At 48.2% G+C, this 15,520-nt stretch carries 13 protein-coding genes and 1 pseudogene; 4 read left to right on the top strand and 10 right to left on the bottom strand.

The genetic code is table 11. The annotated features are described in order from the left end of the window. Positions 1-3 precede the first annotated feature (3 nt). The 3 genes from IFU39_RS14195 to IFU39_RS14185 are packed head-to-tail and all read right to left on the bottom strand — an operon-like array spanning position 4 to position 3,789. A complete protein-coding gene (locus IFU39_RS14195; protein ID WP_105601801.1) occupies positions 4-1,602 on the bottom strand; it encodes a UDP-glucose--hexose-1-phosphate uridylyltransferase in 1,599 nt (532 codons plus the stop codon). Between the two features lie 14 nt (positions 1,603-1,616). Next, positions 1,617-2,606, bottom strand: coding sequence for a UDP-glucose 4-epimerase GalE (gene galE / locus IFU39_RS14190; RefSeq protein ID WP_091020409.1), 990 nt, complete (start codon positions 2,604-2,606; stop codon positions 1,617-1,619). Position 2,607: 1 nt separating this feature from the next. Continuing rightward, the gene (locus IFU39_RS14185) at positions 2,608-3,789 is read right to left on the bottom strand and encodes a galactokinase (RefSeq protein WP_091020411.1); all 1,182 of its coding nucleotides are present in this window, start codon (positions 3,787-3,789) and stop codon (positions 2,608-2,610) included. A 153-nt stretch (positions 3,790-3,942) separates the two neighbouring features. Between IFU39_RS14185 and IFU39_RS14180 the strand changes: the two genes are divergently transcribed. Further along, positions 3,943-4,917, top strand: a complete 975-nt coding sequence (locus tag IFU39_RS14180) for an AraC family transcriptional regulator (RefSeq protein WP_197997795.1) — start codon at positions 3,943-3,945, stop codon at positions 4,915-4,917. 80 nt (positions 4,918-4,997) lie between these two features. On the opposite strand, the gene mgrA is transcribed toward IFU39_RS14180, so the two are convergent. The 6 genes from mgrA to IFU39_RS14150 form a co-directional block, all read right to left on the bottom strand. Next, entirely contained in the window at positions 4,998-6,005 is a 1,008-nt protein-coding gene (gene mgrA / locus IFU39_RS14175; RefSeq protein WP_091020503.1) for an L-glyceraldehyde 3-phosphate reductase, read from the bottom strand. 77 nt (positions 6,006-6,082) lie between these two features. Further along, positions 6,083-6,823, bottom strand: coding sequence for an NAD-dependent protein deacylase (locus IFU39_RS14170; protein ID WP_091020412.1), 741 nt, complete (start codon positions 6,821-6,823; stop codon positions 6,083-6,085). Between the two features lie 28 nt (positions 6,824-6,851). Beyond that, entirely contained in the window at positions 6,852-7,619 is a 768-nt protein-coding gene (locus IFU39_RS14165; protein ID WP_105601803.1) for an HAD family hydrolase, read from the bottom strand. 64 nt (positions 7,620-7,683) lie between these two features. Continuing rightward, positions 7,684-8,448, bottom strand: a complete 765-nt coding sequence (locus IFU39_RS14160) for an alpha/beta fold hydrolase (RefSeq protein ID WP_105601804.1) — start codon at positions 8,446-8,448, stop codon at positions 7,684-7,686. A gap of 93 nt (positions 8,449-8,541) precedes the next feature. Continuing rightward, entirely contained in the window at positions 8,542-9,207 is a 666-nt protein-coding gene (locus IFU39_RS14155) for a bifunctional 2-keto-4-hydroxyglutarate aldolase/2-keto-3-deoxy-6-phosphogluconate aldolase (protein WP_017686833.1), read from the bottom strand. An 89-nt stretch (positions 9,208-9,296) separates the two neighbouring features. After that, a complete protein-coding gene (locus IFU39_RS14150; RefSeq protein ID WP_091020417.1) occupies positions 9,297-10,262 on the bottom strand; it encodes a sugar kinase in 966 nt (321 codons plus the stop codon). Between the two features lie 222 nt (positions 10,263-10,484). On the opposite strand from IFU39_RS14150, the gene IFU39_RS14145 reads away from it, so the two are divergent. The 3 genes and pseudogenes from IFU39_RS14145 (at position 10,485) to ilvD (ending at position 13,893) form a co-directional block, all read left to right on the top strand. After that, entirely contained in the window at positions 10,485-11,525 is a 1,041-nt protein-coding gene (locus tag IFU39_RS14145; protein WP_105601808.1) for an acyltransferase family protein, read from the top strand. 123 nt (positions 11,526-11,648) lie between these two features. Next, a pseudogene (locus tag IFU39_RS14140) lies at positions 11,649-11,891 on the top strand (KGG domain-containing protein); the annotation flags it as partial. A gap of 316 nt (positions 11,892-12,207) precedes the next feature. Further along, positions 12,208-13,893, top strand: coding sequence for a dihydroxy-acid dehydratase (gene ilvD, locus IFU39_RS14135; protein ID WP_036616973.1), 1,686 nt, complete (start codon positions 12,208-12,210; stop codon positions 13,891-13,893). A gap of 85 nt (positions 13,894-13,978) precedes the next feature. Here ilvD and IFU39_RS14130 read toward each other — a convergent pair whose 3' ends face one another. Continuing rightward, positions 13,979-15,382, bottom strand: a complete 1,404-nt coding sequence (locus IFU39_RS14130) for a polysaccharide deacetylase family protein (RefSeq protein WP_105601809.1) — start codon at positions 15,380-15,382, stop codon at positions 13,979-13,981. Between the last annotated feature and the right edge of the window lie 138 nt (positions 15,383-15,520).

Below are 15,520 nucleotides of genomic sequence, written 5' to 3'. Positions count from 1 at the left end.
CTGCTATTCAATGTATCCCATGCTGCTTACAAAACGACGGAAGGCCTGGCGTCCTGCTTCATCATATTTGTAGACACCTGCATGTTCGAGAATCTCGGCAAATTTCAAGCCAACTTCCTGCTGTACAATGGAAATAGCTTGTTCCTTGTCCAAATTAGGACCAAATCGTTCAATCAATTCTTCCGCCCAGCCCAGATGTTTGTTCAACACATGATCAGAAGCTTTGGCGGCTTCAGCAAGTTTGGCATCTCCAGCGAGAATATCCGCGATACTGTCCAGCTCTTCCTTCAAACGACCTGGCAGGATGGCAAGTCCCATCACTTCGATCAGACCAATGTTTTCTTTCTTCAGATGGTGCATTTCACGGTGAGGATGGAAAATCCCTTCAGGATGCACATCATTTGTACGATTGTTACGCAATACAAGATCCATCTCGTAGCCACCGTCTGCACTGCGACGAACGATTGGTGTTACCGTATTGTGTGGTACCTGCTCGCCGTCTATTTCACTGAATGCTTCAATATCCACAGCTGAATCACTGTAAACCTTCCATGCCTCATACACAGCGTTACCGGCTTCAAGCAGCTCTGCAGGATCGTGTGAGGCCAGACGCATGACGGACATTGGCCATTTCACAAGACTCAATGTAAGTCCAGGTGCATCCGCATGGCGGAATACCGCCTCTGGCTGTGCATTTTGAATCGCAAATGTATGACGACCACCTTGGAAATGGTCATGTGTCAGGATAGAACCGCCCACGATCGGCAAATCCGCGTTAGATCCGATAAAGTAATGCGGGTACTCCCCGACAAAGGCAAGCAGTCTGCGCAGCGTATCTTTGGTCAGCTTCATCGGCACATGATCATGATGGAAAATAATGCAGTGCTCATTGTAGTACACATACGGCGAGTATTGGAACAACCAAGGCTCGTTGTTAAGATTCAACGGAATGACCCGCAGATTCTGGCGGGCCGGGTGATTCACCCGACCAGCGTAGCCTACATTTTCACGACACAGCTGGCATTTTGGATATACCGGTGGCGGAAGCAATTTCGCCATGGCAATTTCCTTCGGGCTTTTCTCCGGCTTCGAGAGGTTAATGGTAATCTCCATCTCCCCATAAGCCGTATCCTGCGTCCAATAGACGTTCTTCGAGTTGCGATCCATCCGAATGTAGTTGGAGTTAATCGACAAGTCATAGAATTGGGATGTGGCCGCCTCAATGCCTTCCGTCTGCTCGGTGTGGCGGAATGCGCGTACCACTTCGGATGGGCGTGCCATCAACTGACCCATGATTTTGGCATCCAGCAAATCACGGAACGTATCACTATTTTCAGGAATGAGTCCAATGGAAAATCCATAATCGATCAACGTATCCAGCATCGCCTGTGGACTATCGGGCACAGTTGTGTCCAACTCACCGGCATAAGGCTCTGAGAATCCGAATTGTTCCAACAAGAGGTTGCGGCTATAATCCCAATCCGCTTCCTCGATTAATTGTTTCTGCAAGGCAAATGCAACCAGACGTTCAATGGCATGCAGTGCTTCCTGCTGCTCCGGTGTCCGCTCTGTGGCACCTGCTGCAATATGAGTCTGTGACATAAGGTGTTCGCCTCCTAATTTTTTCCGTAGCCGTCAGGACGTGATTGGTGCCAGCTCCAAGCGCTTTGAATGACATCTTCCAGATTGGTCCATTTCGGATTCCAGCCCAGAACGGATCTCGCTTTTGCAGATGAGGCTACCAATACAGCCGGGTCACCCGCACGACGTGGTTCCTGAACAACCGGAATATCGAGGCCAGTCACTTTTTTAGCTGTTTCGATCACTTGTTTTACCGAGAATCCAGTGCCGTTACCCAGGTTAAACACGTTACTGTTCTCACCTTTGCGCAGGTAATCTACTGCACGCAGATGTGCATCAGCCAAGTCGCTCACGTGGATATAGTCACGGATACATGTTCCATCTTCTGTTGCATAGTCGTCACCAAACACAGCAATGTGTGAGCGTTGTTTCAAAGCCGTTTGCAGTACGAGTGGGATCAGGTGACTCTCTGGCTGGTGATCTTCACCAATTTTGCCGCTCTCATGCGCACCGGCTGCATTGAAGTAACGCAGGGAAACGTACTTGATATCCTGAACTTTATCGAACCATGACATCATGCGTTCCATCATCAGTTTCGTTTCACCATATACATTGGTTGGCTCTGTACGATCGCTCTCTTCGATTGGCACTTTCTCAGGCTCACCGTAGGTAGCTGCTGTAGAAGAGAAGACGATGCGGCGTACGTTAGCTGCATTCATCGCTTCCAACAGACAGAGTGTACCAAACACGTTGTTGTCATAATATTTAACCGGGTCTTTCATACTTTCGCCTACGAGTGAGTTGGCTGCAAAGTGAATGACTGCATCGATTGAATTCTCAGCGAACAGCTTCGCCAGAATTTCTTTGTCACGCAGATCCCCTTCATACAACTTACCGCCGAGCAACGCTTCACGATGCCCTGTCTGCAAGTTATCCAGTACAACAACCTCTTCTCCACGTTCCAACAAAGCCGCTACCGTATGAGATCCAATATACCCTGCTCCACCTGTCACCAAAATTGCCATTTTACTTCGCCTCCTTCAATTCTTTAACACCGTCACCTACGCCGCACACATAAAAATCACCTTTGAGACTGGTGCGCGCTTCATATGCAGCGCCCACTTCGCTTACAAAACGCTCGACATCATTTTCATGCACCAGCGATACGGTACAACCGCCAAATCCTGCGCCAGTCATTCGGGCACCAAGTGTGCCAGGAATCCGCTGAGCTTCTTCAACCATAACATCCAGCTCATCACAGCTTACTTCATACAAGTCACGAAGCGATTCATGAGAAGCGTTCATCAATTGGCCGAAGGTTTCCAGATCATTACGCTGCAATGCTTCGACCGATGCGAGCACACGTGCATTCTCTTCCACAACATGTTGTGCACGCTGTCTTACTTTCTCATCCTTGATCTGATCCTGTAGTGTTACGAACTGCTCTGGCGTCAATTGAGCCAGGTAATTCAGTGCAGGCAGCTGTTCCTTCAAGATGGCAAGTGCCTGCTCGCATTGGGAGCGACGTTCATTGTACGCCGAATCCACCAAACCGCGGCGTTTGTTTGTGTTCCCGATGACCAATTTGTAAGAGCCTGTACGGAAAGGAACCTTTTCGTACTCCAGTGTGTCACACATCAGCAGGATCGCGTGATCCTGCGCACCGTTGGCCACAGCGAACTGATCCATGATTCCACAGTTGACACCTACGAACTCATTTTCCGCTTTCTGGGACAGAAGTGCCAGTTGAACTGTATCAATATCCGCTACGCCCTCCAGAGATTGAATCGCGAATCCGGTAAGTACCTCCAGAGATGCGGATGATGAAAGTCCTGCCCCGTTCGGAATCTCCCCGTGGTACAGGAAGTCGTAGCCTTTTGTTACATTCACGCCTTTCCCTTGCAATTCAACCATGACACCAACAGGATAGTCGATCCATTCTCCGGTTTTCTCTTTACCGATGGTGGAAGTATCCAGTACCCCTTCATAAGACATGTTCGTGGAAGCCAGTTGCAACTTGTTGTCCTGACGCTCACGGATAATTAATGTTGTTCCGAATTCAAGTGCTGCCGGAAGCACGTATCCACCGTTATAGTCAATGTGCTCACCGATCAGATTCACACGCCCAGGGGCATGAAACACACGGATGTCCGCTCCACTCTCTCCGTACTTCTCAATAAACTTTTGTTTCAATTCAGTTACGTTCACTGCTGGTGCACCTCGCCTCGTTGTTGTTGTTTTCTTAATGTTATTATATAAGAAAGCGGTGCCTCTTGTAATGCAACCATGTGTGTTTCATATGGATAAATGTGACCTTAAGGCGTATAATGATCGGAGCATCCCGGAAAGAAGGAAACGACCATGTCAGATCAATCCAACCCCAAGAAAGAATCCCTTGCATCTTCTACCGAAAAAATACAGGAGTCACCTTCCGGTAAAAGTGGAGCACTCAGTTATTCGGTTGCCTCCAATCCCGTCTATTATGAGCAAGGCGCACTGCATGTCCTGTTTGCCGGAGCAAGCCAGACCCTTCCGGGTCACGCCCTCGGCCCTAAATTGTTTGATTATTATCTGCTGCATTATGTAGAAAAAGGGGCGGGTACGTTCCGTACCGAACTGCACACCTACGAGTTATCCGCAGGTGATTGTTTCCTCATTCACCCCGGGCAACTGGTGAGCTACCAGTCACATGCCCGTAACCCATGGCAATACCGCTGGATCGCCTTTACGGGCAGCCAGGCTGCCCAGTATGCCGAGGAGGCAGGATTCCGCCCGGAAAAGTCCGTTTTTCATGCCGGACCCTCTTGTGGAATTTCCGATTGGTTATCCGTGATGCAGGATGCTTTTGCCGAGCGCAAAGAAAGCTCCCATTTCACATCACTGGGTACGTTATATATGATTCTAGCCGAAGCACAGAATCACCTTTCGCAGGGGCAAACCTTAATTCCAGGTGAATCATCCATCCGACGTACGGTGAAACAGATGATTCAATATATGTCCACCCAATATGCCTATCCTGTCTCCATTGAACAAATGTCTGCGAGTCTTGGGTATAATCGTGCGTATCTTTCCCGCATTTTCAAACAGGAAACCGGACTGTCGCCAGTCACGTATCTGCTAAAACTGCGGATCGACAAGTCGCGCCAACTCCTAAGAGGACGCCCAGATCTGTCCATCGAACAGGTATCTGCATCGGTCGGACTGCCAGACGCGCTGTATTTCTCCAAACAGTTCAAACGATTTCACGGTGAAGCGCCCAGCTTGTATCGAGAGAAAATACTGTCCCATCCACTACATCAGGGTTTACAGAAAAATGCTCAACAGATCAAACGGTGAGCAACATAAGGACGGAACCACGTACAACAAAAAAAGGTGCATTCCGCCATTATGGCTAAGATGCACCTTTTGCACTTTATTTATTTGTCATCTGGCTCCGGAGACAGAATGGATTCAATCCGTTCCAATTCCTCTGTAGAGAAATCCAGTTGACTGAGCGCAGCCACATTCTCTTCAATCTGGGAAGGACGACTTGCGCCAATCAGCGCAGAAGTTACCCTGCCATTACGCAGCACCCATGAGAGTGAAAATTGGGCCAAACTCTGACCACGGGCTGCTGCAATCTGGTTCAGCGCACGCACTTTGCGGAGCGTCTCTGGAGAGATGTTGTTTTCATTCAGGAATACCGACGGTCCTTTGGCACGTGAGTCTTCCGGGATACCATTCAAGTATTTGTTCGTGAGCACACCTTGTGCCAATGGACAGAATGCAATACTGCCTGTTCCATACTCATCCAGCACGTCCTGCAAACTATCTTCAATCCAGCGGTCCAGCAGCGAGTATTTCGGTTGATGGATTAACAGGGGCGTACCCAGACCTTTCAGAATTTCGGCAGCCTGTCTTGTCTGCTCTGCGGGATAGTTGGAGATTCCTACATAGAGGGCTTTACCCGAGCGAACAATATGATCCAGTGCCATCATCGTTTCTTCCAAAGGCGTTTCGGGATCATAACGATGTGAATAGAAAATATCCACATAATCCAGGCCCATACGCTTCAAGCTCTGATTCAGACTGGAGACCAGATTTTTGCGTGAACCCCACTCGCCATACGGCCCAGGCCACATATAATAACCCGCTTTGGTGGAGATCACCAGTTCATCACGATAAGGTTTCAGATCCTGGGCCAGTACCTGTCCAAATAACTGCTCTGCCGAACCTGCCGGTGGGCCATAGTTGTTGGCAAGATCAAAATGTGTAATACCCAGATCAAATGACCGGGTAATCATATTTCGGCCATTCTCAGCGTTATTGATACCGCCAAAGTTATGCCACAGCCCCAGTGAAATCGCTGGCAGTTTCAAACCCGAACGTCCAACGCGGTTGTATTTCATCGTTTCATAGCGAGTATCGCTTGCTACGTAGACCATCATGAATCCCTTCTTTCCCCAGGTTCCGCCTCCTGATCCGGTCAACACCGGAGAATGCGGTTATTCAGTCCATACGTTTAACCAAGAAGCTGGTCCACATGATTCATTACCTCACCAATCGGCTCTGTAATCAGCAAATCCGCCCTGCTGTCGTAAGCGGTAGGTGTAGCATTGAGCAGAACGGTATGTTTTCCCTGAAAATACGTAATTAACTGGGCTGCTGGATATACCGTCAGTGACGTGCCGCCCACGAGTAACAGGTCTGCGGAAGACAATGCATCAATAGAGCGATACAATGTTGTCTGGTCCAGCTCTTCCTCGTATAGCACCACATCCGGCTTGATAACACCACCGCATGCGGTACAGCGAGGTACGGTATCTTGGGATTGTATAATATCATTCAGTGCATAAAACTGCTTGCAATCCATGCAGGCATTACGATGAATTGAGCCATGTAGCTCCAGGACATTGCTGCTGCCTGCCTTCTGATGTAGTCCGTCGATATTTTGCGTGATCACTGCCTGAAGTTTTCCTTCCTTCTCCAGACGAGCCAATAGTCGATGGCACCCGTTAGGTTCCGCATCTGGATGAAGCATTTTGCCTCGATAAAAATCATAAAAAATATCCGCATGCTGATCAAAAAAATGTCGGCTTAACAACTCTTCCGGTGGATAAGGCGAATGCTGCTCTGTCTGATACAGACCCGCAGCCGAGCGGAAGTCGGGAATCCCGCTTTCCGTTGAAGTTCCGGCCCCTCCGAAAAAAACAATCCGGGAGCTTTCCTGAATCCAGGCAGCCAGTTGTTCTGTTACGTTCATCCTCTCTCCTCCTTTTGGCCAGAGTGACTTATATAATCACACTTATCTCATTATAATGACGAATAATGGCATGTGCATCAACCAGGTGAGATCCTTGATCTAACTGCGGACAGTAACCGAGCGTATAGGATACCTCTGCGTGACGCCCCATCTGCATATCCCCATTGCTGTCTCCAATGACAACGGCCTCCGCAGGATCGATATGTAATTCACGGCAAGCCAAGAGTGCAGCTTCTCCATCCGGTTTGCCCTGGGTTACCCGATCACAGCCCACAATGGAGGTGAAAAAGGAACGTATCCCCATCCAATCCAGATGTGTTTCTGCTGCCGCTGTGCTGTCTGAAGTGACAACTGCCAGCGGTATGTCCGCTGACCTGCAACTCTGTAAGAAAGCAAGTAATCCTGGCATCGGTTCAGCCGATTTGCGCTCTCTTACCGATCTCATGGCCACACTTGAAAATTGGCGTATCGTTGTGATCGCTTCATTCCATGGCATGCCTGCTGCATATAACTGCCCGGCAAGCAATCCCGTGCACTCATCCACAGTCGCAATGGCAAGTGGACCTTGCGGATCATATCCAATAATATGACCTTGTGGATTATGGGTAGTGCCCAGAACGTGCTCCAGTTCAACCGTAAATGAAGCACCAAGTTCATTCATACGTGATTGTAACTGACTCAGCAATGTCTCTGCCCACGGCCCCCATAGCTGGAGGAATTCCAGCAGTGTTCCATCTTTATCGAACAGGATAGCTTTACATGGGATCTGCGCTCCATTCACTTGAAGCATGGTCATCCATATCACCTCCATCAAGTTATGCTATCAATGCATTCAACCCTTAATGCAGAATAATCAAGATCTACTCGATGGTACTTAACCAAGCCAGTACCGTCTTGACGGTCTGATTCAGCTGTTCTTCTCCACTCACTTCCGGCTCGCCATCCCCTTTTTGATGACCATAATCACCGAACTGGGCGTGGTTTCCACCTTCAATGGTGTAGTACACCGTCTCCGCGGGCAAATACATCCGTCCACTCTGATACTTGGTCATATTCACAACCTCATCTTTAGTACCCAGAATGGATAAGGCAGGTAGACCCAATGTCAACAGACTTCCTTTTTCATCCGGGTAAGATGCCAAGAAGAAGATCCCATGAAGTGCATCTGGATGCACGGCTACATAACGTGCAGCCATGGATCCGCCGAGAGAGTGTCCACCCATAACAAATTGTTCCTCTGGATATGCTGCCAGAATCTCATCTGCCAAGTTTGGCTTAAGCACTGCCAGGTTAACTGGCATCTTGGCAATAATCGTGTGATGACCGGCAGAAGCCAGCTCATGGGCAAGTGGTGCATAACTTTCCGGTTTTACCAGTCCACCAGGGTAGAAAAGCACACTTTTCCCCGTCGGTTTGTCTGGCACAAAATCAATCCAGTTCTCTTGTTCACTCACCGTCACCTTATTGGCTGTTTCCATAGCTGTTTGAGCTGTCTCCTGTGGACCGTATGGTGTGAATAATTTCCACGCAACAAATCCACATCCAATGACAATGAGCGCCAGAAGTACGAGCAGGAATTTCCCGATGCCCCTCTTCTTGCGCCCTGTATTATACCGATTTCTCAACGTTAATCACCTTTCTTCACTTCCGCAGGTGCCGCGGCTCACAGAATTGGGAGCCCTCATTCATCAGGCTCCCCTTCTACGAATTAAAAAATATTATTCAGCCTTGGCCTTACGGTAAGCATCCATATATTGTTCCGCTTTGCGACGGACATGACTCAGGTCACCCGTCTTCACAGCTTCCGATGTCAAGTCGGAGCCGATCCCTACAGCCACTGCTCCACCCTTGATCCAATCTCCCAGATTAGACAAGGATACCCCGCCAGTTGGCATAAAATTAGCCTGAGGCATAGGGCCCTTCATCGTTTTGATAATCGAAGGATCATATAGATTTCCCGGGAACAACTTCACAATGTCCACGCCGAGTTCCAAGGCGCGTTGAACATCAGCAATCGTCATCACACCAGGCAGAATCGGAATTCGATACAGGTTGCAGATCTGAACCGTATCCGGGTTCAGGGAAGGTCCAACGACAAACTCGGCACCCGACATGATAGCCGCTCTCGCCGTTTGCGGTTCAAGCACCGTTCCCGCACCAATAATCGCGAATTTCTCTGGATCTTGTGTGTTCCAATGGTATACACGGCTTAATTTTTCAATGGCTTTGAGAGCACTGGGTACGGTCATCGTAATCTCGATAACTTTAATGCCACCCGCGATCGCTTGCTCGGCCATGGCAATGACCTGATCCGCAGAATCTGCACGCAGAACTGCCACAACCCCATTGTCCGTAATCTTTTGCAACAGCTGAAGCTTCTTCATTTCATTCTCTCCCTTGTCAATGTGGTGGTTGTGTATACAAGCCTTACATTTGAAGAACGAAGATGAGCCATATATGATTTCAGCAGCGACTAGCGCTCAACATGGGCAACATTGTTCAGCTTGGCCTCGACCTGCCCCCACGTCGGGAGCGCCTCCCAATCGCCAACAGCCTGTATAACCATGGAACCGGTCAAATTGCCGAGACGGGTTGCTTCCTGCGGGGAGTATCCTTTTAATATACCCGTTAAAAATCCCGCGCAGAATCCATCTCCTGCACCTACCGTATCCAGAACATGATCCGCCTTAAAGTACGGAACTTCAGTTAGGGTACCATTCGCTAATACGTAGGTCAAATCAGGGCCACCCTTCACAATGCACACAGCATTCATGGCAGATAAACGCTCAAGTACTTTTTGATCATTTTCTTCGTTATATAGAAGTTTCATCTCGTCCAGACCCGGTAAAAAGTAGTCCGCCAGTTCAGCTAAACGCAGTAAAACCGGACGGGCCTCATCCGCAGACCATAGTTTGAGACGCAGATTTGGATCAAAGCTTACTTTCACCCCTGCCTGTTTGGCAATATGTATAGCAGCCTCTACCGTAGCAAGTCCGGACGGGCTTATCGCTGCCGTTATACCCGTAACGTGCAATATCTTCGCCCCGGCAATATAGTCGGGATCCAGATCATCAGGTGTGATCGCACTTGCAGCAGATAGCTTCCTATAATAATGCACCGAGGCTTTCCCGGAAGCGTTCTCACGAATCATCAAACCAGTGGGCTCGTGATCACTCAACCTTACCCGGGATACATCTACGCCTTCACCGCGAATGGCTTTCAGTATCATACTGCCGATCGGATCATTGCCCAAGCGTCCAAACCAACCACTGGTATGCCCCAGGCGGGATACGCCAATAGCCAGATTGCTCTCAGCACCCCCGAAAGACTTGTCCAATGTGGCTGCATATTCCAGCCCTCTTGTATCCTTGGCAGTCAGCAAACCCATACTCTCCCCAAACGTAATAATTTCCGGGCTTGGATAGGGACTCGTTGACATGATTTCTTCCCTCCTTATATTTACATTCCCTCATCTTCTTTTTCTATTGTCATCCTCTATGCAACCGTTGTCAATCCCGTTGCGTTCATTTTGTTGTCACAGCTTTGAGAAAAGATAACGCTTACTAATGTGAATTAAATCACAATAGATAATGCACATCCATATTACCCTTATTACAGATGCAAACGACCTGGCAACCAGGGTCTATAAGGGGGCTACACCATGAAAAATCAGACACTGATCCGGGATGATCAGGAATCTTTCTTTTACAATCTGCGCTTTATGCTTATCGTCTGTGTCCTGGCTGGTAATGCACTTGAACCACTCATCACACGTTTTGCAGGAGCGGAAGCTCTGTTCCTGTGGATATATACGTTTCACATGCCACTCTTTGTATGGGTGACCGGGTATTTTGCGACACACTCACTCCAAGGTGCATCTGGGCGAAACGTCCTGAAGCAGATTGCACTACAGTATGTACTGTTTCAGTCCTTATACGCATTGATGGACTTTACCGTATTCCATACACCCCATATGCGGCTATCCTTCTTTGCACCTTACTTGCTGTTATGGTTTCTCGCGAGTCATTTCTGTTGGCGACTGTTGGTTCGTCTGACGATTTCCTGGAAACCGATATATCGGCTGATTGGATCGATTACGCTTGGTATAATTGCCGGGTATTTGCCCATCGACGGGTTCTGGCTCAGCTTCAGCCGTACGTTTGTATTTCTGCCGTTCTTTGTCATCGGTTATGACTATGGAACAACCATCCGTTCACGTTTATTATCCGGTTGGGGTCGAAAAACCGCAGCCATCCTCTCTGCTGCACTGTTGGTATGGATCGGGTATGGGGGTTTGAATATTTCAACCGGATGGTTACTCGGCAGCATGACGTACGCCGAACTGGGTCACCACGAATGGTATGCCGGCATCTTCCGACTTGGAGTCTACCTATTGGAGATCGCATCGGCAGCACTGTTCTTGGCCTGGGTACCTTCCTTGACTTCCAGACTGACGGACCTTGGACGACGCACACTCTATGTATTCCTGCTGCATGGGTTTCTCGTTCGTCTCGCGATCTGGTCCGGAGTCTACAGTTATATGGGAAGCTCGGCGTATATTCCAGTCATACTGGTCATTGCCATACTCTTCGCAGTCACACTGGCTCTGCCGGCTGTGCGTCACACGTTCAAACCCTTGATTGAACCGGATATATCCCGATTTTCTTTCAATCGACATGAGGTGTTTAAACGATCGGCCTAACGCTCTGACGGATCTCTTCACCATCGATTCTATTCTGGTGTGTTGTTTCAGTCTGGAAATAAGGTGGTAAATTAGGGATACGCGCTACAAAAAACAACTTATCGTTGTAAGGAGTGATTTGTAATGGCACGTCAACCGACGTCAGAACGCAAGATGAGCCGTGAGGAAGCTGGCAGATTAGGTGGCAAAGCGACTTCCAAGAACCATGATCGAAGCTTCTACCAGATGATTGGAAAAAAGGGTGGAGAAGCGACTTCAGATGCCCATGACACTGACTTTTACAAGCAGATTGGTCGCAAGGGCGGCGAAGCAACCTCCGAAACTCATAATAAGGAATTCTATCGTGAGATTGGACGCAAAGGCGGAAGCAACTCATGAATTCCGCTTGCCACATCGAAACATGATCATAGCTTTCCCGTAAATCAAGAAGTCTAATTCCATGAAAATGGTTTGAGGCTTCTTTCTATTGTTTGTAGAAATATGACGACGGTTGTGATAGACTCAATAGAAAAACCGGGTGTTCACGGGTTTAAAGCAGCAAAGAATTTCAAAAACTACGGGGAGCTCGACACCGGCATGCCGGTCCTTTTTTTAGAGTACGGATGAAATTAAACGACAGATGCACTGCCATTTATTTTTCCATTCATGTTGCTCAATATTATATATTTGGGGGGAATACACCATGTCAGCCAAGAAGATGCGTTCCGATATGATCAAAAAAGGTTTTGACCGTGCACCACACCGGAGTTTGCTCCGTGCAGCGGGCGTTAAAGAAGAGGATTTCGGCAAGCCGTTTATTGCCGTATGTAACTCATACATCGATATCGTGCCCGGCCACGTCCACCTTCAGGAATTCGGTAAAATTGTAAAGGATGCTATTCGTGAAGCCGGTGGCGTTCCATTCGAATTCAACACCATCGGAGTAGATGATGGTATTGCCATGGGACACATTGGTATGCGTTACTCGCTGCCAAGCCGTGACATTATCGCGGATTCCGTGGAAACCGTTGTATCTGCACACTGGTTCGACGGCATGGTATGTATCCCGAACTGTGACAAAATTACACCAGGCATGATGATGGGTGCGCTTCGCGTAAACATCCCTACCCTGTTCGTAAGTGGTGGACCAATGAAAGCTGGTCGTGACAGCAATGGTAAAGCTCTTTCCCTGACTTCCGTATTTGAAGGTGTAGGTGCTTACCAAGCAGGTAAAATCGATGATAAGAGCTTGCTTGAACTTGAACAGTTTGGCTGTCCAACATGTGGATCATGTTCCGGTATGTTTACGGCAAACTCCATGAACTGTCTGGCAGAAGCGATGGGACTGGCTATGCCAGGTAACGGAACCATCCTTGCCGTTGCTCCTGAGCGTCGTGAGTTTGTTAAACAATCCGCTACCCAATTGATGGAACTCATCAAAATGGACTTGAAACCACGTGATATCGTAACTGTAGAAGCGATCGATAATGCGTTTGCACTGGATATGGCGATGGGTGGCTCTACGAATACAGTACTGCACACGCTGGCACTGGCTCATGAAGCAGGTATCGAGTATCCAATCGAACGTATTAATGAAGTAGCTAACCGCGTTCCGCACCTGGCGAAACTTGCACCTGCTTCCGATCTTCACATCGAAGACGTTCATAATGCAGGCGGCGTAAGTGCAGTGCTGAACGAATTGCTCAAAAAACCAGGCGCAATTCATGGTGACTGCATTACAGTAACAGGTAAAACAATCCGTGAGAACGTTGAAGGAAAAGAAATCCAGGATACAAATGTCATTCATCACCTGGATAACCCGCATTCCGAAAAAGGTGGCCTGGCTGTATTGTTTGGTAACCTTGCACCACAAGGCGCTATCATCAAAGTTGGTGCAGTTGATGCTTCGGTTGGTGGATACCATAAAGGTCCTGCCATCTGCTTTGACTCCCAGGAGCAAGCGCTCGAAGGTATTGCTAACGGCAAAGTAAAAGAAGGACATGTTGTTGTTATCCGTTATGAAGGACCAAAAGGCGGACCAGGTATGCCTGAGATGCTGGCTCCTACTTCCCAGATCGTAGGTATGGGATTGGGTGCCAAAGTTGGTCTGATCACCGATGGACGCTTCTCTGGAGCATCCCGCGGAATCAGTATCGGACATATCTCTCCGGAAGCAGCTGAGGGTGGTCCAATCGCCTTTGTTGAAGAAGGAGACATCATCGAGCTGGATCTGAACAACCGTATCATCGAATTGCACATCAGTGACGAAGAATTTGAACGTCGTCGCGCAGGTTGGAAAGGCTTTGAACCGAAAGTAAAAACCGGTTACCTGGCTCGTTATTCCAAACTGGTTACCAATGCAAGCAACGGTGGCGTACTGAGTATCTAATTCACTAATAAATAAAGGGTTGCTCTTCTGCCAAATCTGGCGAAGGGCAACCCTTTTCTTTTGCTGGATGGTATAATTAGTCCGTTTAGTTCCGCTCTGGCAATATCTCTTGATCAATTAACAACGATTCATCTCTGGATTCTTCCATCGTTGCTGCCACCTGCGTCGTATGTTGACCGTAACGCTCCAACAATATATCCAGCGGCATGGCAATCATCTTGGGTACCAATTGTTCTGTACGCTGTTTCAGACGTTTGGTTCCTGCCGGATGGATCACACTTAAGAGCAGTTTCAGGTATACTTTGGATGCAGCACTGAACGGTCCAGGGGGCAATTCTTGAATGGTAAATCCGAATTTTTCCGGACCTCTGTTAATCATGCTCACACCGTATATCGCTTTGGCAGAGCGTAACTCAGGTTCGAGTGCTACCAGGCGTGCCAAATCCGGCAATTGCTGTTCCATCGTCCGAATCATGCGAATAGCCAAATGCATACTGGAACGCGACGTCACTCCAAGTTCAAACAACTTCTGATTGTCAAAATGCAGTTCTATCACCGGATCTCCATTTTGAATAACATGGCCGTCATTCATCTCCACCCGTGCTCCGTGATATACACGTGATCTGAAGTGCAGCATTGGGTCCTCCGGCGAAGCTGTCCGTAGATGATATACCCAGTGGAATAACTTCTCCCAGCCCAACCATAAGGCAACAACGATTCGTTTCCATAACTTCAACGTTGTCTGTGGTTGATTCTTGTTCTGAGATTCGCTCACTGTAACACCTCCCATCAACGTATCAACGCGTACGCTTTGCAGGCCTAACCGTTCAGCTTCCTGTAATACGAGTTCCAGCGCCTGAAGCATCTGCTCCGGCGCGTGTGCATCAGCACCAAGGGTCGTTCCTCGATCATGCAGCAGCATGACCTCTCCGCCTCTCAGTTCCTTCAGCATCCGTTCAGTCAATCTCTGGGCACCTACTCGGCTTCTCCAGTCTTCAAACATGGAAGACCATAGTACAATCTTTCGTTCTTTCTTGCTGAAAAAATCAAACAGATTCATAATCCCCCATGGTGGACGATAATAACAAGTCTTCACGCCGGTTACTTCATGGATAATCTGACCTGTTCGCTGAATCTGGTCACGAACCGTACGCGGCCGCATGAGCCAGTTCGTTTTGTGAATATAATTATGAATGCCAATAAGATGGCCTTCGTCATGTATGCGCTGAATGAGTTCAGGATGACTCGCGGCATGTTCTCCAACGACAAAAAATGTGGCTTTTGCTTGATGCTGACGAAGCAGATCGAGCAATCTCGGCGTATAGTGCGGATCTGGCCCATCGTCAAACGTTAAAGCAAATTGTGTATCACTTCTCCCCCGTCGGAATACACGAAAACCAAAAAGCCTGCTGATCAAACTTGGAATAAAGGCGTAAAAAGATGAAAGATACAATAACCACAGTAAAATACTCTGAAGTATCGTTGTCATGTTGCAAGCTCCCCACTTCTCCTGCTGAATTACGATGCACAATGGCACTATCTAAAATAAACCGCCTTTAATTTTATCATAGTTCAGACTTTTCTTGAATCCTGTTTTCCCAAAAAGATAGCTATCGTGTACAATAAA

This window comes from Paenibacillus sp. CFBP 13594, from assembly GCF_014842675.1.
In the GTDB taxonomy this organism is placed as follows: Bacteria; Bacillota; Bacilli; order Paenibacillales; family Paenibacillaceae; genus Paenibacillus; species Paenibacillus amylolyticus_B.
Note: the sequence above shows the minus strand (reverse complement) of the source record. Positions and strands in the feature narration are given on the sequence as shown.

Bases quoted from the DNA above. Each gene is read 5' to 3' on its own strand.
- IFU39_RS14195 (WP_105601801.1), bottom strand. From the start codon at position 1,602: ATGTCACAGACTCATATTGCAGCAGGTGCCACAGAGCGGACACCGGAG.
- galE (WP_091020409.1), bottom strand. From the start codon at position 2,606: ATGGCAATTTTGGTGACAGGTGGAGCAGGGTATATTGGATCTCATACG.
- IFU39_RS14180 (WP_197997795.1), top strand. From the start codon at position 3,943: ATGTCAGATCAATCCAACCCCAAGAAAGAATCCCTTGCATCTTCTACC.
- mgrA (WP_091020503.1), bottom strand. From the start codon at position 6,005: ATGGTCTACGTAGCAAGCGATACTCGCTATGAAACGATGAAATACAAC.
- IFU39_RS14170 (WP_091020412.1), bottom strand. From the start codon at position 6,823: ATGAACGTAACAGAACAACTGGCTGCCTGGATTCAGGAAAGCTCCCGG.
- IFU39_RS14165 (WP_105601803.1), bottom strand. From the start codon at position 7,619: ATGACCATGCTTCAAGTGAATGGAGCGCAGATCCCATGTAAAGCTATC.
- IFU39_RS14155 (WP_017686833.1), bottom strand. From the start codon at position 9,207: ATGAAGAAGCTTCAGCTGTTGCAAAAGATTACGGACAATGGGGTTGTG.
- IFU39_RS14150 (WP_091020417.1), bottom strand. From the start codon at position 10,262: ATGTCAACGAGTCCCTATCCAAGCCCGGAAATTATTACGTTTGGGGAG.
- IFU39_RS14145 (WP_105601808.1), top strand. From the start codon at position 10,485: ATGAAAAATCAGACACTGATCCGGGATGATCAGGAATCTTTCTTTTAC.
- ilvD (WP_036616973.1), top strand. From the start codon at position 12,208: ATGTCAGCCAAGAAGATGCGTTCCGATATGATCAAAAAAGGTTTTGAC.
- IFU39_RS14130 (WP_105601809.1), bottom strand. From the start codon at position 15,382: ATGACAACGATACTTCAGAGTATTTTACTGTGGTTATTGTATCTTTCA.